The sequence below is a fragment of the Bacteroidota bacterium genome, assembly GCA_034439655.1.
Classification (GTDB): domain Bacteria; phylum Bacteroidota; class Bacteroidia; order UKL13-3; family UKL13-3; genus CANJUD01.
The window spans coordinates 1-24,837 of sequence record JAWXAU010000190.1 but is presented as its reverse complement, the minus strand read 5'-3'; the positions used below and the strand labels follow the sequence as shown (position 1 = coordinate 24,837).

Annotated in this window: 18 protein-coding genes; 13 read left to right on the top strand and 5 right to left on the bottom strand. The window is 37.6% G+C overall.

Annotated features, from left to right (window positions below; translation table 11 throughout):
- The first annotated feature begins 253 nt into the window (after positions 1 to 253).
- The 3 genes from SGJ10_14375 to SGJ10_14365 all read left to right on the top strand — a co-directional run bounded on the left by SGJ10_14375 (position 254) and on the right by SGJ10_14365 (position 5,888).
- Entirely contained in the window at positions 254 to 3,916 is a 3,663-nt protein-coding gene (locus tag SGJ10_14375; GenBank protein MDZ4759310.1) for an SBBP repeat-containing protein, read from the top strand.
- A 355-nt stretch (positions 3,917 to 4,271) separates the two neighbouring features.
- Positions 4,272 to 5,624: an outer membrane beta-barrel protein gene (locus SGJ10_14370; GenBank protein MDZ4759309.1), complete on the top strand. Its 1,353-nt coding sequence runs from the start codon at positions 4,272 to 4,274 to the stop codon at positions 5,622 to 5,624.
- An 81-nt stretch (positions 5,625 to 5,705) separates the two neighbouring features.
- The gene (locus SGJ10_14365; protein ID MDZ4759308.1) at positions 5,706 to 5,888 is read left to right on the top strand and encodes a hypothetical protein; all 183 of its coding nucleotides are present in this window, start codon (positions 5,706 to 5,708) and stop codon (positions 5,886 to 5,888) included.
- A 226-nt stretch (positions 5,889 to 6,114) separates the two neighbouring features.
- Here SGJ10_14365 and SGJ10_14360 read toward each other — a convergent pair whose 3' ends face one another.
- The 4 genes from SGJ10_14360 to proS form a co-directional block, all read right to left on the bottom strand.
- Positions 6,115 to 7,455 (bottom strand): NAD(P)/FAD-dependent oxidoreductase, encoded by a 1,341-nt coding sequence (locus SGJ10_14360; protein ID MDZ4759307.1) that lies wholly within the window; start codon positions 7,453 to 7,455, stop codon positions 6,115 to 6,117.
- Positions 7,456 to 7,752: 297 nt separating this feature from the next.
- Positions 7,753 to 8,676: a ribosome small subunit-dependent GTPase A gene (rsgA, locus tag SGJ10_14355; GenBank protein ID MDZ4759306.1), complete on the bottom strand. Its 924-nt coding sequence runs from the start codon at positions 8,674 to 8,676 to the stop codon at positions 7,753 to 7,755.
- Entirely contained in the window at positions 8,676 to 9,755 is a 1,080-nt protein-coding gene (locus SGJ10_14350; GenBank protein ID MDZ4759305.1) for a mannose-1-phosphate guanylyltransferase, read from the bottom strand. The genes rsgA and SGJ10_14350 overlap by 1 nt, the downstream gene beginning before the upstream one ends.
- Before the next feature lie 53 nt (positions 9,756 to 9,808).
- Positions 9,809 to 11,272, bottom strand: coding sequence for a proline--tRNA ligase (gene proS, locus SGJ10_14345; GenBank protein ID MDZ4759304.1), 1,464 nt, complete (start codon positions 11,270 to 11,272; stop codon positions 9,809 to 9,811).
- A gap of 98 nt (positions 11,273 to 11,370) precedes the next feature.
- On the opposite strand from proS, the gene SGJ10_14340 reads away from it, so the two are divergent.
- The 8 genes from SGJ10_14340 to SGJ10_14305 all read left to right on the top strand — a co-directional run bounded on the left by SGJ10_14340 (position 11,371) and on the right by SGJ10_14305 (position 20,801).
- Positions 11,371 to 12,360, top strand: a complete 990-nt coding sequence (locus SGJ10_14340) for a hypothetical protein (GenBank protein ID MDZ4759303.1) — start codon at positions 11,371 to 11,373, stop codon at positions 12,358 to 12,360.
- A 51-nt stretch (positions 12,361 to 12,411) separates the two neighbouring features.
- A complete protein-coding gene (locus SGJ10_14335) occupies positions 12,412 to 13,929 on the top strand; it encodes an outer membrane protein transport protein (protein MDZ4759302.1) in 1,518 nt (505 codons plus the stop codon).
- 314 nt (positions 13,930 to 14,243) lie between these two features.
- On the top strand, positions 14,244 to 15,518 hold the full coding sequence (locus tag SGJ10_14330) for a Glu/Leu/Phe/Val dehydrogenase (GenBank protein ID MDZ4759301.1): 1,275 nt from the start codon (positions 14,244 to 14,246) through the stop codon (positions 15,516 to 15,518).
- Between the two features lie 152 nt (positions 15,519 to 15,670).
- Entirely contained in the window at positions 15,671 to 16,327 is a 657-nt protein-coding gene (locus SGJ10_14325; GenBank protein ID MDZ4759300.1) for a phosphatidylserine decarboxylase family protein, read from the top strand.
- A gap of 74 nt (positions 16,328 to 16,401) precedes the next feature.
- Positions 16,402 to 18,243 (top strand): ABC transporter ATP-binding protein, encoded by a 1,842-nt coding sequence (locus SGJ10_14320; protein ID MDZ4759299.1) that lies wholly within the window; start codon positions 16,402 to 16,404, stop codon positions 18,241 to 18,243.
- A 109-nt stretch (positions 18,244 to 18,352) separates the two neighbouring features.
- A complete protein-coding gene (locus tag SGJ10_14315; GenBank protein MDZ4759298.1) occupies positions 18,353 to 18,991 on the top strand; it encodes a thioredoxin family protein in 639 nt (212 codons plus the stop codon).
- The gene (locus SGJ10_14310) at positions 18,949 to 20,127 is read left to right on the top strand and encodes a glycosyltransferase (protein ID MDZ4759297.1); all 1,179 of its coding nucleotides are present in this window, start codon (positions 18,949 to 18,951) and stop codon (positions 20,125 to 20,127) included. Before SGJ10_14315 ends, SGJ10_14310 begins: the two co-directional genes overlap by 43 nt.
- A gap of 2 nt (positions 20,128 to 20,129) precedes the next feature.
- Positions 20,130 to 20,801 (top strand): hypothetical protein, encoded by a 672-nt coding sequence (locus SGJ10_14305; protein MDZ4759296.1) that lies wholly within the window; start codon positions 20,130 to 20,132, stop codon positions 20,799 to 20,801.
- A gap of 40 nt (positions 20,802 to 20,841) precedes the next feature.
- On the opposite strand, the gene SGJ10_14300 is transcribed toward SGJ10_14305, so the two are convergent.
- Complete coding sequence (locus tag SGJ10_14300; GenBank protein ID MDZ4759295.1) at positions 20,842 to 21,507, bottom strand: T9SS type A sorting domain-containing protein; 666 nt, start codon at positions 21,505 to 21,507, stop codon at positions 20,842 to 20,844.
- Between the two features lie 166 nt (positions 21,508 to 21,673).
- Here SGJ10_14300 and SGJ10_14295 point away from each other — a divergent pair, with 166 nt between their 5' ends.
- Positions 21,674 to 23,770 carry a T9SS type A sorting domain-containing protein gene (locus tag SGJ10_14295; GenBank protein ID MDZ4759294.1) on the top strand — a complete coding sequence of 699 codons (2,097 nt, stop codon included), beginning with the start codon at positions 21,674 to 21,676 and terminating at the stop codon, positions 23,768 to 23,770.
- A gap of 150 nt (positions 23,771 to 23,920) precedes the next feature.
- Positions 23,921 to 24,691 carry an AMP nucleosidase gene (locus tag SGJ10_14290; GenBank protein ID MDZ4759293.1) on the top strand — a complete coding sequence of 257 codons (771 nt, stop codon included), beginning with the start codon at positions 23,921 to 23,923 and terminating at the stop codon, positions 24,689 to 24,691.
- The last annotated feature ends 146 nt before the right edge of the window (positions 24,692 to 24,837 follow it).

Sequence of the window (24,837 nt, the reverse complement as noted above, 5' to 3'; positions counted from 1 at the left end):
TGCCGAACTACATCCCGAAAGCCCCGCTTAATCCCGATAATTATCGGGATGCAGGGGGATTAGTCCCCCTTTTTTTGGCTATAATATATTGAGTTTCGGTATAGTTAAACTAAGCGATTTTTTTTGTATTTTCTAGCTTTGCAATATTTTTTTGTTTTTTTGATCCTATTGTTATGTTTTGCAATTACCTTCGCTTAGCACAAAACAACCTGAATGTATAAAAAACTTTATTTAAACTGCATCATACTTTTTTTTGCAAATCCCCTCCACACTTGCTCAAAAGGTAGAAAAAATTCATTCAAAAAGACCTGCTTTATTATATGAAAACAAAGGACAGGTGGTTGACCAAAACCGAAAAGTGCGAAATGATGTTAGGATGATTTTTTCTGCAAATGGATTTACATTAGCTATTAAAGACCAAGGCATGAGTTATGAATTGGTCTCTTCAAAAACTTATCAAAAGCAAAAGAAAGATGAAATGTTTGAGATGGATTCGATTCCGCTGCGGCGGACTGAAACCAAACATATCAATGACAGTGTAGTATTTGAAAGCCACAGAATTGATATAGATTTTATGAATGGCAATCCTCACCCAATTATTATAAAAGAAGGCCGCAGTGATTATTACGAAAACTATTATACTGAATATACAGGCGAACAAGGTGTAACCAATATATATGGCTATACCAAAACTATATTAAAAGACGTTTGGCATAATATAGATATTGAATTTATTGCTAATGGTAAAACCACCAATTCTATTAAGTATAATTTTATCATAAGAGCAGGCGGAAACATCAATGATATACAATTGAAGTATAATGGCACAATGCCTGTATTACTTGACAACACTATAAAGATAACAAGTACTTTAGGAGAACTTACCGAAACTATTCCCGCTGTATATTATACAAATACTACTGCTGAAAAACCTATGGTTAATTATGTATTGAAAGGTGGAATTGTATCTTTTAGTGGCAAAAATATTAATACAGAACATAATACTTTGGTGGTGGATCCGAGTTTGGTTTGGGGGACGTATTATGGGGGGAGTGGAGACAATGATTATGCTCTTAATTTAACAATAAACGATTCAGGATTTGCATACATAACCGGAAATACTTTTTGTACAACTGGAATAAGTAGTTCAAATGCATTTCAAATATTAAATGCTGGTAAAATAGATGTTTTTATTGCAAAGTTTTCGAGTGGTGGGAAATTTATGTGGGCTACATATTATGGTGGAAAATCCAATGAATATAGTTATGGGATAGATATTGGTGATTCAAATAATATATATGTAACTGGATATACGATAAGCGATTCAGGTATTGCTACTTCAGGTAGTTATCAATTTTCACGCAGGGGAAAAGAAGAGGTCTTTCTTGCTAAATTTTCAGATACAGGTAATCTTATTTGGGCTACATATTATGGAGGCGAAAATTATGACTACAGCCAAGCAGTATTGTCAGATGATTCAGGATACACATATATTGTAGGATATACATATAGCGACTCGAACATAGCAACAACAGGGGCGTTCAAAAGTTCTTATGGAGGCAATATAGATGCTTTTATCGCAAAGTTTTCAAAAAATGGAGTGCTTATTTGGGCTACATATTATGGGAGTGATAATCCTGATTTTAACGTCGATATAGCAACTGATGATTCAAATTATTTATATATAACTGGATATACAAGTAGCAAAACTAATATTACGACTTCAAATGTTTATCAAACTTCTATTGCAGGTAAATACGATGCATACATAACAAAATTTTCAAATACTGGAAATAGGATTTGGGGTACCTATTTTGGGGGAAGTGAAAATGAGTATAGTAGCGGTATTACAATAGATGATTCAAATTATATATATATAACTGGGTATACTGAAAGTGGTTCTGGGATTACTACTCTTGGTTCACACCAAAAATCAATTGCTGGAGGAACTGACGTTTTCATAGCAAAATTTTCAAATACAGGAAATAGAAAATGGAGCAGTTATTATGGTGGTAAAAGTGATGATGTAGCTGGACACATTGCCGCAGATGACTCTAATAATATATTTATAACAGGAAACACTAAAAGTACATCTGGGATTGCCACGTATGGTGCTAATCAGACTTATTTTGCTGGATATTATGATGCATTTGTTTCTAAATTTTCAGGAGCCGCAAAACTTAAATGGGCTACCTATTATGGAGGAACCGCACTAGATAATGGAACAGGGATATCAAAAGGTGATTCGGGGAGTATATATATAACTGGAAATACTTTTAGTTATTCAGGTATAGCTACCTCGGGAGCATATCAAACAATAGGTTCATCAAACAATGATGCCTTTTTGGCTAAATTTCCTTATGCCCCTAGAAATAATGCTGGGCCAACAGCTCTTATTTACCCCGTAAATTCATTTTGCCCGGGAAATAGAACCGTTAAAATTACGCTTAAAAATTTTGGTATAGATACCCTCAAATCCGATAGCATTTACTGGAGTGTTGATGGGGTGATGCAAAAAGGGATTTTATGGAAAGGAAAAATAAAAAAAGATAGTTCTGTAAGTGTATTAATTGGGTCGTATTTTTTCTCTAAACCTGGAAGTATTCAAATTGTAGTGTGGTCGGTAAAGCCAAATGCAGTTCAAGATGAGATAACATCAAATGATACAATAAAAACTATTATCATAGTTTATTCATTACCAACAGCATTTTCTGGAGTAGACACTGCTATTTGCATTGGAAACTATATAACTATAGGCTTATTAAAAACTTCTGGAATATTATACAATTGGACATCTTCTCCTACTGGGTATTATAGTACTGTATCTAATCCGCTGGTACTGCCTTCATCGGCGACCAATTATTATTTAAAAGCGACTGATTCTATTACAGGTTGTACTAACTATGATACAGTTACAATCAATACTAATCCTGCAAACTCATCAGCAATTAATACTTTCATTTGCCAAGGCAATACTTATATTTTTGGCGGGAAAAATATTTCAAATACAGGAACCTATTATGATACTTTAAAAAATTATCTGGGATGTGATTCCGTTGTTCTATTGAACTTGAGTGTCTTGTCCAATAATTCCTCAAGTATTCATGCAGCTATATGTCAGGGGAACACTTATTACTTTGGCGGAATTAATATTTCAAGCACTGGAATATATTATGATACTCTGAAAAATTACTTGGGATGCGATTCTGTTATTGCGTTAAACTTAAGTATTAGTCAGCTTCCTGTTCCAACAGTATCAGGCAATCCCACACATTTCTGCGAAGGTGACAGTGCAATATTAAGCATAGGAAAATTCAAAAGCTATTTGTGGAATACGAGGGATACTACACAAAGTATTATAGTAAAAACTTCAGGAAATTATTATGTAAAAGTAAAGGATAGTAACAGCTGTGGGGATTCTTCTAATTCCATTAATATAACTGTTTTTGCCAATCCTGCTCCTGTAATAACGAAAGTGAGTAATAGTTTGCAAACGGGGAATTATTATACTTACCAATGGTATTTGAATAATGGTATTATAAATAATGCTACTTCACAAAATTATACTCCACTTACGGATGGAGACTATACAGTATTTGTTACAGACAGCAATGCTTGCAATGGCACGTCTGTTTTGTATACTGTAGGTTGGACGGGCATTTCAGCTATTAATGATGCTGAAATTAATATATTTCCAAATCCAACAAATGGAGATGTAATTATGGAATTTAATTCTACTTCAAACAAAATTATAACTATATATGACGCTTTTGGAAAGCAGATTTTGAATACGAAATTTTCGGACAAAACATATAAGGTTTCTCTCGACGAAAATTACGCAACTGGGATATATTTCTTTGTGGTAATTGAGGGTGGTAGAAATAATATATATAAAGTTGTTAAAGAACTTCGTTAGTAAAATTATTGAGTTGTTTTAGCCGCGTGAGGGATAGAAGCCGGCATCCCGGTAACTAGCGGGATAATGCGTATAGCCCGACGCCGCTTCGGCGGCACGCCCTCTAATAGTATCAAGTATATAGCCCGTCGCGGTTGGAAGTATAAAGTAGCACCTTTTACGCATATATTGGGGCACGCTCGGGATGTCAGTATAAATTATCAAGAGGGGCTCTGAAACAATCGGGAGAACGAGGTTGCTCTTTTTGTAAAAAAGCTTCACAAAAAATCCTTAGTTTTGCAATTGGTTAGCGACAAATGAATAATAGTATTTTACTTATTCTTTAACACTATTTTCGACAACATATATATAATAAATGAAAAGTATTTGTACAATTTTTCTCTTCCTAGGTGTAATCACATGCAATGCACAAAGTGACAGTACGTATAAAATCCCTTTTGAAGGAATGGATTTAACTTGGATGAATGGCCAAAGTCGGATAACAAATCCTATTTTAGCGGTGAAAGATAAAACAACTGGTCAAACTATTATTACGGGCATTGGTTATATGGATGCCGATTACAATTACAATTTTGCCGACCCTGTAGACAATACACATACTATTTCATCAACCATTGGGCGGCATAACGAAATCCATATAAACCTTGCCAGCCTTGGTGTTGATGTAGCCTATAAAAATATGATAGGGCGAATATTGTTACAATATGGAGCTATGCTCAATATAGTACAAGACCTTGACCCAACAGTTAACCGTGGCAGAAACACATCCATTGGCAACCTCAAATATATAAGGGAGGGTGCGGCAGGTTACCATTTCAATAAGTGGTACGGCATTAACCTTGAAGCTGGAATTTTCATGAGTTATATGGGACTCGAAAGTTATATAGTTCAGGATAATTGGTGCTTCCAAAGAAGCACTGTTTGTGAGTTTACGCCATTCTACTTTCAAGGTGCTAGGTTACAGATTTACCCAACCAAAAAGTTTAAACAGGAAATATTGATGCTTAATGGATGGCAATCCTATAATAGTGCTGGGAAATCGCCTGGCATAGGTACTTCAACCTATTGGCGTCCCAATGAAAATATTCAGTATGTAGCTAATTTTTACTACGGTCACGATACGCAGAATCCGGATACCTTGGGGAACCAATCGCAGAGAATGCGTTTTCACCACGACAATAGTATTGTAGCAAGATACCTGAACAAACCGAAATCGAAAGGAATTTCGCAAATGGCCTTTAGTATAAACTCGCATTATGGTTTTGAAAAGGGTATGGATGCCAAAGATTCAGTTACCTCGAAAGAACATTATATGTATGGTACCTCTATATGCAATCGTATATGGTTATATAAAAATAAAATTGCTTTTACTTTAAGGGGAGATGTGCTTTCAAATGGTGGACAATATCTGGCTTTTTCTCCGTCGCCAGTTGCCCCCAGTGCTTATACCGATGAACTTGCATTAAATCCTAAAAAGCCTTTAATCATAAAGCAAGGAACATTTACTTTTGATATTATGCCTACCGAATTTACTACCTTTAGAATTGAATACGGCTATAGGCAGGCGAATATTCCCTATTTCGCTGGGCATGGCGGAACCACTTCACCTTCGGGCTGGACAAATGGCCCGACCACAGTAGTTCCATGGAGACCTGATTTACAAAAGTATGATAGCCGAATTACTGTTGTAATGAATTTCAGATTCTAAGCTAGGTCTTTAAATTGCACCTTGTAAATTTTGATGGGGCCATGTTTCTGATTATAATACTTTTGCAAGTGGGATTTCTGTTTGCCCAAAAGGCAATCAAAACATTATATATATGATGATTTTGCAAAACAGATTTTGAACAGCAAATTTTCTGATAAAACATATAAAGTTTTTCTGAATGAAACTTATGCTGCGGGAGTATACTTCTTTGTGGTAGTGGAGGATGGTAAAACTAATATATATAAAGTGGTGAAAGAGGAATAAGAAAATTACGAATGTCGTTCGCCGCGGCGAAACGAATTACGATAGGTATATATATATATATTCAGCTCGTTGATCCCGAGTGGGCGAGGCCCGCCGATGGCGTACCTTAGTTCTATCAGGTGAGTTGTAGATGCCTCTTCCGCAAGCTTGCGGGACGGCATGACAAAAAACCCGTTCATCATTCATTCCGCCGCGGCGGACATCATTTATCCTTAACCATTAACCATTATAAATAGTTGGCAAATTTCCTAATAACCGGCTCTATAATACTTCTATTTTTAATCTGATCTTCGAGTTTTTGGTCTATGATATAACTTAGTATCTGATCATTGATGGGGCCACGCTGCTGGGCTTGCAGATACGGGATTTGACTAAAGGTAACCAACTCGTACTGCGATTGAAATATATCAGGATATAAATCGCATAAATCGTGTTCTATATGTTTGCGGTGTAGGAATTCTGCATCGCCTACTTTATCGCTCATCTCATAAAAATTTTGCACAGCAAGTGAGGCAATGGCATCAGCATTGGGTTTGCGTAATTGTTGATATTCGTCGAATACCATACTCCAATCAGGCAAATATTTTTCAATACATTCATCCATCACCACACAATCTTCGAAAGAGCAATTCATTCCCTGTCCGAAGAAAGGAACGACCGCGTGTGCCGCATCGCCTAGCAAAGCTACTTTATCATCCACCGCCCAAGGCCAGCATTTTACAGTGACTAATGACCCTGTTGGATTTGCAAAAAAATCTTCTGCCAAAGTTGGCATCAATGTTAGAGCATCGGGAAATTCTTTTTCGAAAAAATGTATAATATCTTCTTCGGTTTTTAAATTATTAAAAGATACAATTCCCTCAATACTCAAAAATAAAGTACAGGTAAAAGTACCATCGGGATTGGGTAAAGCTATCATCATAAACGCACCACGTGGCCATATATGTAATGCATTTTTCTCCATTTTAAATTCACCGTTTGGCCCAGGAGGAATACATAATTCTTTATAACCTACATGCAAATAACTCTGACTATAATCGAATCTATCGGTTACCTGCAAACGCCCACGAGTAGCGGCAAAGGCTCCATCGGTTCCTATAATATGATTGGCTGCAAATGTTTGCTCCGTTCCATCTGCCATTTCAAAAGTTGCCGTGGCTTTTTGTATATTTATATCTGTACATTTTGCATCGAAATGCAAGTTTATATTTTCATATTCATCGGCAAGTTCGAGTAAACGTGTATTCAATCTGCCACGCGAAACAGAATATATACATTGCCCTGCTGTGCCATAAGGTTGAAAGTTGAGTTCGCCTGTGCGGCTATGCATCATACGGCCATGCATGGGAATGGCATCACTCAATATATCTTCAGTAAGTCCTACTTTATTTAAAGCATTAATACCACGATTAGAAAGTGCGAGATTGATAGACCTTCCTGCTGATATTTTATTGCTACGCATATCGGGTCTGCGTTCAAATAAATCCACTTTAAATCCCCGCCTTGCCATATATACACTGAGTAAGGATCCTGAGAGTCCGCCGCCGATGAGTGTGATGTGTTCCATGACGACAAAATTACGAATTACGAATTATGAATTACGATTTTTTTTATAATAGTTTGGAGTTCCTCTTAACATCGAGTGTTAGCCGCGGCGAATGGGTAATGGGGAAATGAAAAGAATCATTTTTGAGTTGATTACAACTGTCAAATTACGACTGTCATTTTTCAACTATCTTTGTATGAGAAAAAGGATACATAACCTAGACTTTCACAATATGAAATTCATTAAACGGTTCCAATTTCAAGAGATTGCCACGCTCCCGAATAAAATTCGGGACGCTCGCCATGTCGGTAATATCCATCAATCCATAAAATCCTCATTATTATATATACTCACATAATTATAATATCGTCCATTATTTATTTTGCCTTCTGCTACTGCTTGCAATACTGCACAACCAGGTTCATGAATATGGGTGCAATTATTAAATTTGCATCCCGATATTAGTGCACGCATTTCAGGAAAATAATGTGCAAGTTCTTGGTCATCTACACCTACTACACCAAAGTCGCGGATACCAGGTGTATCAATTACTTGACCTATGCCGGGCAGGTCGAACATTTGGGCAAATGTAGTCGTGTGTTTTCCGTGTCCGCTAAAGCCAGAAACATCACTGGTTTTTTGTATAGCTTCGGGAACCAATGCATTTAATAAAGTAGATTTTCCCACTCCAGAATGCCCTGCAAACAATGTTGTTTTGTTTTGCAATAAAGCAATAAAATCATCGATTCCATTTTTTTGTGTGGCAGAAATTCCGAGCGTTTGATATCCCAAACTATTATATAATCCCTTCAGTTCATTATAGAATTCAGCATGACCATATAAATCTATTTTATTAAATACAATGCAAGTGGGAATATGATAAGAACCTGTGCATACCAAAAATCGATCGATAAATCCTGTAGAAGTTCGTGGGTCGACCAAGGAAACTATAATACATGCCAAGTCGAGATTGGCTGCAATAATTTGTGTTTGTTTGGATAGTTTATTTGATTTGCGAATTACATAATTTTCGCGTGGCAATACCGAAACTATATTATAGTCGGGTGCTTCGTCTTGTAATAATACTTTGTCGCCCACCGCAATGGGATTGGTACTTCGCAGGTTTTGTAATTTGAGTTTTCCTTTTACGCGGGCTTTAATAGTTTGCCCATCTTCTAATCGAACATCATACCAACTACCAGTAGATTTGTATACAATTCCATGCAACGTTGCTTCCGTCATTAAGCATATTTTTCACCAAACTCAAGTTTGATGTCAGTTACTACTTGCTTTATTTCCTGCTCCAAATCTTTATCACAAATCAATAATATATTATCTTTCTCCACTACTATTAAATTATCTACGCCTTTCATAATAACGAGTTTGTCGTGGGGCATATTTAACACATTGCCATTGCATTCAAATAGTTTTACTTTTTTGCCTACTACTGCATTACCACTGGCATCTTTGTCCATAGTATCATATATACTGTTCCAGGTACCTAAATCGCTCCAACCAAAACTTGCGGGAATAGTATATACATTATTTGCCTTTTCCATAATACCATAGTCGATAGAAACGCTAGGGCATTGGGGATATATCTTATTGATAAATGTAGCTTCATCCGAAGTATTATATAAACCTTTTCCCTGCCTGAAAAGATTGTGCAAATCGGGTAGATACTTTTCAAATGCGGCTTTCATCGTGCTGGCTTTAAACACAAATATTCCGCCATTCCACACAAAATCTCCACTGGCCAAAAAAGTTTTTGCCAATTCCAAATCGGGCTTCTCGGTAAATGTTTTTACTTTATGTACATTGGGACTTTTTTCTGCTTCCAAGTATTGTATATAACCATAACCTGTATCGGGACGTGTGGGTTTAATACCTAAGGTAACAAAGGCTTCTGCTTCGGTAGCAAAATCGCGGGCTATTTCCATGCACTCCAGAAATAAAGTTTCGTCCATAATTAAATGGTCACTAGGCACCACCATACAGGTAGCTTTGGGATCCATTTGCATAATGCGATAAGTAGCATAAGCTATACAAGGAGCGGTATTTTTTCCAGAAGGTTCGCCCAATATTTGCATATCGGCCATTTCAGGAATTTGTTCTTTCACCAAACCTCTATAATGTTCATTGGTGACCACCCAAATATTTTCGGGTTTATATTTTCGGGCAAATCTTTCGTAGGTATGTCGGATAAGCGATTTGCCCGTGCCCAAAATATCGATAAACTGTTTGGGTCTGCTGGCACGGCTTACTGGCCAGTAGCGACTTCCTATGCCACCTGCCATTATAATCACATAATTGTTTTCCATTTATATTTTAAATTCTTTTATTAAAAGGAGTGCGAAGTTACGCAATTATTTTATCAATACGCTTTGGCAAATAAGACCCTTTGTGTGGAAGGATTTCCTGTTAATATACATTTGCCTGCTTGTTGCTCATTGTGTAAAGGAATACAACGTATAGTTGCCTTGGTTTGTTCTTTTATTTTCTTTTCTGTTTCTGCAGTTCCATCCCAATGTGCATATACAAAACCTAATTCTACTTTCTTCACAAAATCGTCCCAGTTATCAGCTATATAAGTTTTCTCAGTGCGGAAATCCAAGGCTTTTTGATAAATGTTTTGCTGTATTTGCTCTAATAAATGTTCGACCTTATTTTCCAAATCGGTAATAGAAACCAATTGTTTTTCTTTGGTATCACGACGGGCTAATTCAACGGTTTGGTTTTCCAAATCGCGGGGGCCAATAGCTATGCGAACAGGTACACCTTTCAGTTCCCATTCGGCAAATTTGAAACCTGGCTTATGTGTATCTCGACTATCAAATTTTACACTAATGCCTTTTGCTTTGAGTGCGGCAAATATTTTATCGCCCGCTTCCAAAACCTTTGTTTGTTCCTCATCACTTCTATATATAGGAACGATTACAACTTGGATAGGAGCCAATCGTGGAGGCAATACCAATCCTTCGTCATCACTATGAGCCATAATTAATGCTCCCATCAAACGTGTAGATACGCCCCAAGAAGTTGCCCATACAAATTCTTGTTTATTTTCTTTGCTTACAAATTTTACATCGAACGCTTTGGCAAAGTTTTGCCCCAAGAAATGCGAAGTTCCCATTTGCAAAGCTTTTCCATCTTGCATCAAACCTTCAATACAATAAGTATCTAGTGCACCTGCAAATCTTTCGGTTTCGGTTTTCACACCTTTAATAACTGGAACTGCTAAAATATTTTCTGCGAAGTCGGCATATACTTCTAGCATTTTGCGGGTTTCTTCCACAGCTTCGGCTTCGGTAGCATGAGCTGTATGTCCTTCTTGCCATAAAAATTCTGTAGTACGCAGAAATAAACGGGTACGCATTTCCCATCTAACCACGTTAGCCCATTGGTTTATGAGCAAAGGCAAATCACGATAGCTTTGTATCCACCCTTTATAAGTATTCCATATAATAGTTTCTGAAGTGGGGCGAACTATAAGTTCTTCTTCAAGTTTGGCATCGGGGTCAACTACCATTTCTCCGTTTACATTTTTGAGACGGTAATGGGTAACCACGGCACACTCTGTTGCAAATCCTTCCACATGGCTTGCTTCCTTGGTAAAGAATGATTTGGGGATGAATAAGGGGAAATACGCGTTCACATGTCCCGTGTCTTTAAATCTGCGGTCGAGCTCTTGCTGCATTTTTTCCCAAATGGCATAACCATAAGGTTTAATGACCATACAGCCTTTCACAGCAGAGTGTTCGGCAAGGTCGGCATTCTTTACTAAGTTATTATACCAGCCTGAATAATCGTCGCTGCGTTTTATTTTTTGGTTATCCATGTAAAAATTTAAAATTCTTGTTGTAAAGGAATAATTTTTGTGTAATTTTACGGCAAAAATAACCCTTGTCCCTCTCCAAAACCTAATATCATCAAATCATGAAAAATATTGGACCCGCTGTTTATATAATAACAGCCTTTGCACTAACTAGTTGTGGCACTATAAAAAACACCACAAAAAATATGGACGATGTATATACTGTGGGTGGCGATTTTAAGCACATCCAAGTTATACAAATAGCACGCGAGCAAGAATCTTTGAAACGTGAACAAGAAAAACAAAACGCATACGCAGCTACGTATAATGCCAATCAAACACAAACGCCAACTAATACCAATATTGCTTCACCCGATCCTGCAACTAACAACTCCTGTGCTTGCAACAATTTTTATCCTGGTTATGGCATGTATGGTTTTAATACGGGATATGGTATGACCTACAGCCCCTATAATACCTATTATAATCCATATAATAATATAGGTATGTACGGCTACAGTGCTTATAATTACAATAACCCTTATAATTATTATTCGCCGCAAACCCAGTATAATTCTTATTCTTATAACAAAAATAACAATGGATATAACTCTGGTGGCACTTCGTCCACACAAAAACGGACAGCACCTCAGCAACACAGAGGAACTGGAATAGGCGGCAGTACTCCAGGGCAGAATGCTGGTGTGAGTGCTTCATTCAACAAGCCTGGAGCAGCGGTGCAAGCTGAGGCTACAACTCCCTCGGGCAATGTGCAAGTTCACAACCGCATTCCATTCAATAGCCCGCAAACTTCGTATTATCCTGCTGCTACTCCGCAAAACAACCAACCTGCACCGCAAACACATACATCCACTCCGCAACAAGAGGTAGCTACACCAGCAGCACGTCCTACTTATAACCAACCTGCACAGGTTAGTTCTACTCCTCAAACCAACTATCGTCAAGGTTCAAATTCCTCAAGCCCCAGCTCCAATACTTCATTTGGTTCACCAAGCCCTCGGTCTGGCGGAGGCGGTTCTAACAGTGGAGGCAGCAGTGGCTCATCGGGCGGTGGCGGCTCGCGTAATGGAGGAGGTGGAAGACACCGATAGGATTTTACAATCGCCTTATAGAATCTACTATAATATAATAAAAATAAAGCCATGAAGCTTTTAAAAAGTATAGTTGTTTTTAATATTTTTTATGTGTTTTTTATCCCTTTTGCACTTGCACAAAATGAACAAGACATGCTGCGTTACAGTAGGTTTTTTCCCTATAGTACTGCCCGAAGTTTATCGCTGGGTGGAGCTATGGGAGCATTGGGTCACGATATCGGATCCTATAGCATAAACCCTGCTGGTATTGCAGTAAATAGGTATAATCTCTTTAGCTGTAGTGGTGGCACCTTGCAAACCATTTCTTCTGCTAACTATGTTGGAGATATTGCTAAAGCCAACCGTTTCAATCTCAATTTTCCTTCTATGGGAATTGTGTTAACAGGCATTAAATATGACAATAATGGCAAACCAATTTCTGATGGATTGGCCAATGTGAATCTCTTGTTTGCCTATAATAGAGTAACCCCATTGTATGAAGAATATTCCTTTAGTGGCCGCAATAGTAAAAGTTCCATTGCCGATCTATTTGCCCAGCAGGCAAATGGATATAGTACCGATGAATTGGACGAAAACTATGCCGATCCTTTTGCCCTTGCCTACAAATCGGGGGTAATTAAATCGTCGGGTACTTTTGGTCAATATGTTCCTTCCTTTATTGAAAATAACAACACGCCAAGGCCAGCATTTTTGCAATCGGGGCAAAATATATTGCGTGGCAATGTTAATGAATTCACTGCGGGATTAGCAGCCAGTTATTCCCATCGTTGGTTTATTGGTGGTACTTTTATTATACATACCATACGTTTCCACTCCACCTTGAACTACCAAGAAAACGATATAGATAATACTGCAGCATACATACAAAATATGGAATATAATCAAAAACTGTTTACCAGTGGAAGCGGTGCAGGTTTCAAACTGGGAGCAATATATAGAGCCGATAATTTATTTAGAATCGGCTTGAGTTATCACAGCCCCATGGTATATAGCCTTACCGACCAATATAGCTATAGTGTATCTTCAATATTCGATAAGCCCATTAACGGTAGTAGTAACTATATAAATGGATCTGATGAGCAAAATTTTTCCTACCGTGCATATCGCCCGGGTCGTTTGGTATTAAGCTTGGCTCTAGTAAAAGAGAAAAAAGGTTTGTGGAGCTTGGATGCTGAATTTGTAAATTATTCAAATGGAAACCTTACTTCCACTCTTTATGATTTCAACCAAGAGAATAAAAATATTATAAATATGTATAACCCCGTATGGAATATACGTACAGGTGGAGAACTATTTTTTGAAAACACTTTTTTGCGTTGTGGCTACGCATATATGGCCAGCCCTTATGCTGATAAAAGTACTTATGCTGCAGCATCTTCCTCGAGACATTTACTAAGTGGTGGGCTAGGAATTACCAATAAATATAGTTCCATAGATATGGCCATAGGTTATATGGTAGGTAAAGATTATTTTACCCCATACAGTATCAGTTCGCTTCCTTATGAAAGTGCCATTGTGCGGAAACAATCTTATACCATGATGCTTACTTATAACTATAAGTTTTAGGTTTTAAAATATTATATATAACAAAACAACCCCGGCATTTCTGTGGGGGTTGCAAATCTGGAAGAACGGGGTTTATAAATCCATTCCCTTTAGCAAGCCGATTGCAAAACGGGTTGGGTTGGAGGCGGATTATTGGGAGTATAAAGTATATAGACTATTGCGGATTGAAGTATATATAAGCAGCAAGCGTCAGCCACTTCCAACTTCCAACTTCCAACTTCTCCTGTAAAATAAAAAATGCTAAATTTAAAATGTAAAATATCTTTGCCCCCCTAAATTTTCCTATCTACTTTTGCAGCCCTAAATTCATAAGAATGACTTATAAAGAACCTGCTCCATTGAGCAACACCCACCTCAACCCTTTCGAGTCCATGATGTCGCGTTTTGATATCGCTGCCAAAGCACTCGGACTAGACGATTCATCATATAATGTTTTAAAATCGCCCGCCAAAGTGGTGATTGTAAACTTGCCCGTAGTAATGGACAATGGCAAAGTGCAAGTGTTTGAAGGTTTCCGTGTGGTGCACAATGCAAACCTTGGCCCATCGAAAGGTGGCATTCGCTATAGCATGGATGTAAACCTTGACGAAGTAAAAGCCCTAGCTGCTTGGATGACATGGAAGTGTGCGGTGGTAGGCATCCCTTACGGGGGTGGTAAAGGTGGTGTTAAATGCGATCCACGCAGTATGAGCAAAGGCGAACTTGAAAGATTGACCCGGGCTTATACTGTTGCGATGATAGATGTATTCGGTCCCGAAAAAGATATTCCAGCACCCGATATGGGAACAGGCCCGCAAGAGATGGCCTGGTTGATGGACGAATATTCTAAAATAAAAGGCTATTCGTGCCCTGCTGTTGTTACCGGTAAACCATTGGTATTGGGCGGTTCACTTGGCCGTGTGGAAGCTACCGGGCGTGGCGTAATGGTAACAGCCCGCAGTGCAATGGCCAAAATGGGAATTAGCCCAGTAGGTGCAACCTGTGCCGTACAAGGCTTTGGCAATGTGGGGTCTATTTCTGCGAAACTTTTAGCCACACAAGGACTTAAAATTGTAGCTATATCCGATGTTACTGGAGGTTATTACAATCCCGAAGGAATTAATGTAGAAGAAGCCATTGTTTACCGCGACAATAATAAAGGAACCCTTGAAGGTTTCAGTGCCCAAAAAATAAGCAATAACGAGTTGCTCACTTTAGATGTGACCCTCTTAGTTCCTGCTGCAATGGAAGACCAAATAACAGCAGAAAATGCCAACGACATTAAAGCCAAACTTATTGTAGAAGGTGCCAACGGCCCTACATCGTGGAATGCTGATGAAATATTGAATAATAAAGGAATTATGGTGGTGCCCGATATATTGGCTAATGCCGGTGGTGTAACGGTATCTTATTTTGAATGGGTGCAAAACCGCCTAGGTTATTATTGGACAGAAGAGCGGGTGAACCGCCGTGCCGACCGTACCATGAAAATGGCTTTCGAATCAGTATATGCTGCCGCTCAAAAATACAATGTGAGCTGGCGTATAGCTGCTTATGTGGTTTCTATCGACAAGGTAGCCAATACACAGAAATTCCGCGGCGTATTTTAATTTGGGATTCAGACGCGATAGCTATCGTGGTTGGTTCGTCGCGGCGAATGGGGCCATACGGTCGATTTCCTGTACCAAACCAAATCTCGTACTCGCTACCACATAATTTATACTTTATACTTGCTACTTTATACTAAATACTTGCTACTCTTATGATACATAAAGAAGGATTTGCTACCATTTTTATCGCTACGCTAGTATTGGCTGGGTTAAATTGGGGACTAACATTTATCACTCAAAATGAAATTATTGTTGGGCTTCTGATGCTCGCCTCAGTGGTGGTTTTTGCTATTATATTACAATTTTTTCGCAACCCTGTTAGGCATACTCCCATAAATGCAAATAATATTATAGCACCCTGCGATGGTAAAATAGTGGTAATAGAAGAAGTGGAAGAGCCCGAATATTTCAAAGACAAACGAATTCAGATTTCTATTTTTATGAATCCTTTTAATGTGCATGTAAACCGCAATCCTATTAGTGGAACTGTAAAATATAGCAAGTACCATCCCGGTAAATATTTGGTAGCTTGGCATCCCAAAAGTAGTACAGAAAATGAGCGTACTACTATTGTAATAGAACAGCCTCAGAATAAGCAGGAAGTTCTTTTCCGTCAAATAGCGGGAGCAATGGCACGCAGGGTAGTAAACTATAGTAAAGAAGGACAGCCCGCAATGCAAGGAGCCGAAATGGGGTTTATTAAATTTGGAAGCAGGGTAGATGTATACCTACCCGTAGGCACTCAAATAAAAATAAAATTGGGCGACAAAACTGTGGGAGGCGAAACTGTGATAGCTTCTTTTAGCTAGTATTTTTTAGCTTATATTTGCTTTGGTCATTATAAACCTTTGTATATAATAATATAATTAAAAAAACATCCTTAGTGAGCTCCCAAAAAACCTATTTCCGTATTTTGGGATATGCTCGTTCGTCGTTGAACCTAATTCCTGTATATGCCCTATTTGCCATTCTCAATATTATATTTGGTATTGCCAATATTGCATTGGTTATTCCTTTTTTGGAAAAGATTTTTTACAAAACCACCGCAAAAGAATTACCCCTCCCCCACTTTGAAAACTTTATTCAATATGTAACTGATTCGTTTAATTATTGGTTCAATAGGGCTCAGCAAGAATATGGAAGTGTGGGCTCTTTGTATTTTATATGCGGCTTAATTCTATTCTCAGTTTTGATGTCAAATATTTGTCGCTACATGGCACAGCGGACCATGTTAAAAATACGCGTGAATGTAATCAAAAATTTGAGGCAGGCTATATATGATAAAATAACTTCCTTAGATTTATCATTTTTTAGTAACCACCGCAAAGGCGACCTCATGTCAAGCATGTCAAACGATGTACAATCTATTGAAGATACCGTTGTTTCTTCGCTGCAGGCCGCTTTCAAAGACCCGCTAATGATCATCATATATTTCATTGTGCTCTTTGTACTTTCTGTTAAACTTACCCTTTTTACCATCATCCTTTTCCCTGTAATGGGATTGTTGATTTCGCAAATGAGTAAACGGCTCAAGAAAGATTCCATCGAAAGCCAGCATACTTTGGGTAGTATACTTTCTATTACAGAAGAAACAATATCAGGTACTCGCATTATTAAAGCATTCAACGCACAACATTATTTAAAAGAGAAATTTGAAAATCTCAATTTTTATTATACCCGCACCATTAAGCGAATGTTCTACCGACGCGATTTAGCTTCACCGCTTACTGAGTTTATGGCTTATATAGTAATCGTGATTATTATATTATATGTAGGCCCAATGTTGTTAGAGGATAAAGGGAGTTTAACGGCGGCACAATTTATCACCTATATAATATTTTACATGCGAATATTGGACCCAGCCAAAAACATTACTGGAGCCATTGCCGCCATACAACGAGGTATTGCATCGGGCGAAAGGATTTTTTCGATTATGGACGTACCTCAAGATATCATAGAGAAACCTGATGCAACTGATATAAACAGTTTTGAAAAAGAAATTAGCTTCGAAAACCTTTCTTTTGCCTATACCAAAGGCGATACAGGTTATGTGCTAAAAGATATAAACTTAACTATTAAAAAGGGGCAGATGGTAGCTCTCGTAGGGCATTCGGGGAGTGGTAAAACTACTTTGAGTGATATGCTTCCACGTTATTATGACCCCAGCCAAGGATGTGTGAAAATTGATGGGTACGATTTAAGAGATCTTAAACTTCACAGTCTGCGAGATTTGCTGGGCGTAGTATCGCAAGAAGCCATATTATTTAACGATAGTATATATAATAATATAGCTTTTGGATTGCCACATATACAGCAAGAACAAGTGGAACAAGCTGCCCGAATTGCTAATGCCCACGATTTTATAATGCAAACGGAAAATGGTTACCAAACTATGATTGGAGACCGGGGAAACAAATTAAGCGGTGGGCAACGGCAAAGGCTTTCTATAGCCCGTGCTGTGCTAAAAAATCCGCCCATCTTAATACTTGACGAAGCCACCAGTGCTTTAGACACCGAAAGCGAAAAAATAGTGCAAGACGCATTATATAAACTGATGCAGAACAGAACGAGTTTGGTGATTGCTCACCGCCTAAGCACTGTGCAAAATGCTGACATGATAGCGGTACTGGACAAAGGAAAAATAGTGCAACAAGGCACACATGCCCAGTTGATTATGCAACCAGGCATATACAAGCAACTTAACGACTTACAAAAGTTGGATTAAGTGTGCATAAAATTCTCTCCTACTTAATCCGCCTTTCCTATCTTTGTTTTGTCTTTTACGTATGATATATATATACAAAACTATCCTATTCCTTTTTATCTCAAGCACATTGAGTATCCAATTTGCAGCGTCTCAAACTCCGGAGAAACCTAGCAAAAAGTTAAATTATTTAAAAAACGAAGATTATGCAAAAGCCATAAAATATGCAGCAACGGAGAATAAACCAGTGCTCCTATTTTTTAATTCACATGACTGTCATCAATGTGAAAAATTCAGTGCAGAGGTGATGGAGAGCGATACCTTTGTAAAATCAATTAAGAATAAATTTGTAGCAGTAAACGCATCAGTCAACAATGATGATGCTAAAAAGGCGGCTATCAAATTTGGGGTAGTGAAACTTCCTTTATTAGTGCTGTTGCATTCGTCCAATCAAGAGTTTTTTTATATATGCGAAATGACCATGAATGTGGATTCAATGAGCAAACAGGCAGACGCATTTACCGCAGCAAAAAATTTGTATGACCAAATTTTGCTGATGTCCAGTACCAACAAGATTAGTTTAGATTCGGCTTCTGCCGCTATAGCCCGTAACTATGCGAAAAGGGACTATACAAAATATAAAGATGATGGTGCTACACTGCATTGCAAATCGCGAACTTTAGATATTAAATTTTTTGTCAAATTTAAAGATATATATATTCAGGAGTGGGAAATACAGAAGAAAAAAGCATTAACAAAAAAACCTTAAAAGTATTAATTGTGGGGCCTGCACATCCTTTGCGTGGCGGGCTGGCAACTTTTGATGAACGACTATGCAAAACTTTTAATGACTTGGGCCATCATTGCGAAATTCTAAATTTTAGTCTACAATATCCCAATATATTATTCCCAGGCAAAACTCAATATAGCGACGAACCTGCTCCTAAAGATATTATAATAAATACAGAACTTAATTCGGTAAACCCTTTCAATTGGCTTGCAAAAGGACTAAAATATAAAAAACAAAATTACGATTTTTTGGTGTTCCGTTTTTGGATGCCCTTTATGGGGCCTTGTTTGGGCAGCATTGCACGATTGGTGAAATCAAATAAAAAAACCAAAATTTTGGCCATTGCCGACAATTTGATACCCCACGAAAAAAGGGCTGGCGATACACTTTTCACTAAGTACTTTATTAATGCCACGGAGGCTTTGCTCACCATGTCGCAATCGGTAATGCACGATATTGATATACATTTTCCTGGCAAACCAAAAGTATATAATCCGCATCCCATGTACGATTCGTTTGGCCCTGCGGTACCTAGGGAAAAAGCTTTGAAAGAATTAGATTTGGATCTAGATTTTCGCTATTTATTGTTCTTTGGTTTTATCAGAAAATATAAAGGTTTAGATATCTTATTAGAATCGCTCACTAAAAGTAAATACTTCAACCAACAATCAAAAAAAATTAAAGTTATTATAGCAGGTGAGTTTTATGAAGACTCAAAACCATATTACGATTTGATAGAAAAATATCAATTGCAGGAACACCTTATTCTGCATACCGATTTTATACAAAACAGCCGTGTACCTAATTATTTCTGTGCCGCCGATATGGTAGTACAACCTTATCATAGTGCCACACAAAGTGGTGTTACACAGATTGCCTACTATTATGACGTGCCCATGCTGGTAACCGATGTGGGTGGATTGGCCGAACTTGTTCCGCACAACAAAGTTGGGTATGTGTGCCAGCCAAATGCCGAGGCAGTTGCAAGTTGTATTGACGATTTTTATGACAACAATAGACATGACCTAATGAAAGCGAATGTGGAACAATATAAAAAGAATTTTTCTTGGGATTCATTGGTAGGGAAATTGATAGGATTGTATAACAATATATAAACATGGCATCATTAAAAAAATACAGTATTACTTTTATAATTATAATATCTCTCACAGGTATCTTATACTTTACGTGGGACTATTATAATAACGCTCAAGAGCTAGTTAAGGATAAAGACACGGCAGAAGATTCCCTAAAAGATTTGGACGACATGGATACTATTAAGATGGGCATTAAAACGATTGAAGAGATTGAGGAGAAATATGGCCCTTCAAAAATAGATAAATTTGCGGGCAATTATTATATAGATAAAGAGGTGGGGTATCTATTTGAAGTAGACAATGCCCAAGACTATAATTTGAAATATAATTTTGAAAAGAAAATAAAACCTGATGACCCTATATTAAGATGCAGTCCCGGAAAAAATATATTTTTTGAAATCACCGAGGTAAAACTCCAGAAAGGAATGGGCATTGAGGATTATGTAACAAAGTGGTACTTGCCCGGATTATATGGTGCCGGCAAATACCCCAAAGTAGAATATAACTATCAAAACCAGACTGCTTATTTTAGAGGTGAATACCCTGCTCACAAACAACTGTTGTATACCAAATGCAGCTTAAAAGGCGATAAAGTAATTGTCTGCGTACTTCGTTACGAAGCTAAAGATTCCGAAAACCGTTTTGTAAAAGCTTTATCTAAATCGGTTGAGGGATTCAAACTTTTGAATTAGCTTTTGGAAAGTTTTAAACTTTTCAAAAGCTAAACGAATATTATAGCTTTACAAATTTTACATTTATTTCAATCCCGAATTTTTCGAAGTGAAATACGTATACACCTTTGGGCAAAGGTAAAGAAATACTTTGTAAATCGTTTCCGTTTAATTGTTGTGTGGAAACTGCTCTACCATTCATATCTAAAATTTTCACTTGCTTGAAATCTGATATGCCAGATATCTGCACTGCATCTGCTGCATCATACAAAATTACATTGGGTGTTTTAGATTTCATATCTTCAATGCCTGCACACCAGGTTTTCAAATTGAAAATTAGTGTATCAATTTTTGTAGGGTCTGAATTTAACATAATAGCCAAAGCTATCTGACCACTGCCACATTCACTCATAGTCTCCACATCAAGCGTAAATGTTTTTGTTTTATTTTTTCCTACAACAAAAGGATTGCTTGAACTAAAAGGCATATTGTGACACACATTAGGGTCGCACAAAGTAGCTACCCAGGTGTTTTTGAGAGAAGAGTTAAGTAAGTTCCAGGTAAAATCGGAATCGGTGCTGCTGTTATTGGTAATCTGAACAACCTTTGCAAGGGTCCCACCTAATCCTGCATCTAAATTGATAGTTTTTTGTGAAAGCGTAAACTGCTGACCAAACATAACAAGTGTAGCAAATAGGAAAACTTGTAGTGAAATAATTTTTTTCATTTTAATAAGTAATGTTAATTACACGCAAAAATAAAGAAAAGTATTTGAGTTTGATAATTTTTTTCTTTAAAAAAAATTGATTTTTAAGAAAAAGGAACTTTTTTTTGCCATTGTAAAAATTGATTGTACCTTAGCAGCCCAAATTAATCTAAAATCAATTTTTATAATGAAAAAACTATTATTTACAATTTTATCAGCTTTAATATTACAAGCTGCTGTAGCTCAGTACTACTACATCCCAAATGCTAATGCTGGAAAAAATCCTGGTGGCCTTAATGCTGACGGTGAAAATCCATATCCTGCCGCTCAAAATGTAGGTTGGACAACATTGTGGAGCGGTGGAACAGGTTCATCCCTTGCTTATACTACAGAAACTGCCTTGCCTTTCGCATTTAAATTCAACGGCAACAGCGTAACTAAATTTACGGCTGGTAATTTTGGATCAGTTGCTTTTGATGCAGGTACTCCCAGCATGATGCCAAGTTCTTATTCTAACTTAAGCTTACCTAATGCAAACATACCCAACAATTCTGTTAACATTTTAGGTATCAAACCCCAAGCAAATGGTGCCTACAAAAGTGCTATTATGACCAAGACCTATGGAAATTCACCTAATCGCCAATTTTGGATTTGGTTCAACTTTTTCGGAGAAGCTAATATCAATGCTGGTTGGACATATTGGGCTATTGTATTAGAAGAAAATTCAAATGATATTCATATTGTTGATATGAAGACTTTGTGCGTTACCACTGCTGGCCTACTTTGTACTAACAATGTGAAGTTAAGTGCAGGAATACAAATCGATGGCTCAACAGCTACTTCTGTTACAAGCTCACCAAATTTAGCTGCATTACAAATCACAAAAAACGATTTTACCGCTGGTGATAATAGCTATTATACTTTCTCCCAAGGCACACAACCTTCAAATGATTTAACTTGTACAAAAATTAATTCAACCCCTTATCTTATTTTAAATAAAGCTCCATTTACTATTGCTGCCGATTTCAGGAACTTGGGTTCTGCCAAGGCTACCGCTTCTGACCTTAACTACTCTATTGACGGAGGTAGTGCTGTAACTGCCGCTGCAAGTAGCGTTTCTATTGATCCGCTTGCCACTCAAACTTTAGCTCATGCTACTAAATGGACTCCTACTGCAACTGGAACTTATCAAATAAAAGTATGGGCCTCCAATATCAATGGGTCGAACGATGGTAAAACTACCAATGATGAAGCTACGTTCACTGTTACTGTTGTTGACAATTTTGCCGATCGAGTGATTTTAAATGAAGTATTTACTTCATCTACTTGCGGGCCCTGTGCTCCAGGAAATAAGAATTATGATGCTATCACTGCGGCCAAAGACGCTAATCAATTTGTTACAGTAAAGTACCAAATGAATTTCCCTGGTAGTGGTGATCCATATTATACTTCTGAGTGTGGAACCCGCCTTTCATATTATGGTATTACCTCTATCCCCCGCATGGAATTAGACGGTGGTTGGGATGGCAACGCAAACAACTATACCTCTAGTCTTTTTGATAATGCTCAAGCTAAACCAGCTTTCATGACAATTGGTGCAACTAGTTCATTTAACTTTAATACCATCAGTATTAAGGCTGATATTAAACCATTGACTGGTGTCACTTCTAGTTCATTATATTTATTTGCTGCTATTTGCGAAAAAATGACAACCAAGAATATTAAAAGCAACGGTGAAACCGAGTTCTATCATGTGATGAAGAAAATGATTCCAAATGCTAATGGCACTTTGCTTAGTGGCTTGACTAAAGACGTTACGACTACTAAAAACTTAAAATTCACCTTCCCTGGTATATATACTTTGGCAGCTAGTGGAGCGGCTCCAATAGATATTAAGAAAAATCACTCAGTTGAAGAATTCAGTGATTTAGAGGTCGTTCTTTGGGTGCAAGACATTAGTACCAAAGAAGTTTGGCAAGCTGGGTACACTTCAACCACTTTCTTGGGAATAGACCAACAACCTAATGCTGTTCAAAATATCCAAGTTATCCCAAACCCAACCAATGGATTGACTAAAGTTAATTTTGGCTTAAATGAAGACCACAATATTCAAGTTTCTATTATTGATGCTTTAGGAAAAACTATGAGAACATTCTCAAGAGGTGATTTTACCCTTGGTTTCAACTCATTTATGTTTGATGCCACTGGCATGCCAGCTGGTGTTTACTTTATCAATTTTAATGGAGATAACTTCTTAAGTACACAAAAAGTAATTGTGCAATAAGAAATTTATATAATAAAAAATATAACCCTGCCCCACAAAGGCAGGGTTTTTTTATTATATAAGGAGACTCAATAACCGCCATTTCGAACCAATCCCGATGCATATCAGGATGAGTGAAGCAAACTCGTCTCGTATAGAACTAACTCAAACATGAACAACAAAGAAAATATCGTAAAAGACTGGTTGCCTCGTTACACAGGCACACCACTCGATCAGTTTGGTGAATATATATTGCTCACCAATTTCAGTAATTATATAGAACTATTTTCCAAAAAATATAAAACAGAAATTATCGGAAAAGACAAGCCGATGCAAACCTGCACCCATGATAATATCACCATCATCAATTTTGGGATGGGAAGTGCCATGGCCGCTACTGTAATGGATTTACTTTCGGCAATAATGCCACAAGCCGTATTGTTTTTGGGCAAATGTGGCGGCCTTAAAAAAACAAAATTGGGCGATTTTATATTGCCCATTGCCGCAATCAGAGGCGAGGGAACTAGCAACGATTATTTACCCCCCGAAATTCCTGCATTGCCTTCCTTCCGTTTGCAAAAAGCAGTATCGGTTAATATTGTAAAACACAAATGCGATTATTGGACAGGCACTGTTTATACCACCAACCGCAGGGTATGGGAGCACGACAAAAAATTCAAAGACTATTTACACGACATTAAAGCCATGGGCATTGATATGGAAACTGCTACTATATTTATTGTAGGTTTTGCCAATGGAATACCACACGGTGCACTGCTACTAGTTAGCGACAACCCCATGACCCCCGAAGGCGTAAAAACAAGTAATAGCGACAAAAAAGTAACTGGTGAATTTGTAGCAAAACATTTACAAATTGGTATCGATTCTTTAAAAGAATTACGCGACTCAGGAGAAAGTGTGAAGCATTTGAAGTTTGAATGATATAAACTAAAAAAAATATTAATCAAACTATGAATAAAGCAATAATAACGGGAGTATAAAGTAGATTGTGTAAACGGTTATAGAGGGAATACTTATAGGAGGGGAAGTGGAGCGTAGCGGAACGACCCTCCTATAAGTATTCGGAT

Coding starts and splice junctions, on each gene's coding strand:
- SGJ10_14370 (MDZ4759309.1), top strand. CDS start 4,272: ATGAAAAGTATTTGTACAATTTTTCTCTTCCTAGGTGTAATCACATGC.
- SGJ10_14360 (MDZ4759307.1), bottom strand. CDS start 7,455: ATGGAACACATCACACTCATCGGCGGCGGACTCTCAGGATCCTTACTC.
- rsgA (MDZ4759306.1), bottom strand. CDS start 8,676: ATGACGGAAGCAACGTTGCATGGAATTGTATACAAATCTACTGGTAGT.
- SGJ10_14350 (MDZ4759305.1), bottom strand. CDS start 9,755: ATGGAAAACAATTATGTGATTATAATGGCAGGTGGCATAGGAAGTCGC.
- proS (MDZ4759304.1), bottom strand. CDS start 11,272: ATGGATAACCAAAAAATAAAACGCAGCGACGATTATTCAGGCTGGTAT.
- SGJ10_14340 (MDZ4759303.1), top strand. CDS start 11,371: ATGAAAAATATTGGACCCGCTGTTTATATAATAACAGCCTTTGCACTA.
- SGJ10_14335 (MDZ4759302.1), top strand. CDS start 12,412: ATGAAGCTTTTAAAAAGTATAGTTGTTTTTAATATTTTTTATGTGTTT.
- SGJ10_14330 (MDZ4759301.1), top strand. CDS start 14,244: ATGACTTATAAAGAACCTGCTCCATTGAGCAACACCCACCTCAACCCT.
- SGJ10_14325 (MDZ4759300.1), top strand. CDS start 15,671: ATGATACATAAAGAAGGATTTGCTACCATTTTTATCGCTACGCTAGTA.
- SGJ10_14305 (MDZ4759296.1), top strand. CDS start 20,130: ATGGCATCATTAAAAAAATACAGTATTACTTTTATAATTATAATATCT.
- SGJ10_14300 (MDZ4759295.1), bottom strand. CDS start 21,507: ATGAAAAAAATTATTTCACTACAAGTTTTCCTATTTGCTACACTTGTT.
- SGJ10_14295 (MDZ4759294.1), top strand. CDS start 21,674: ATGAAAAAACTATTATTTACAATTTTATCAGCTTTAATATTACAAGCT.
- SGJ10_14290 (MDZ4759293.1), top strand. CDS start 23,921: ATGAACAACAAAGAAAATATCGTAAAAGACTGGTTGCCTCGTTACACA.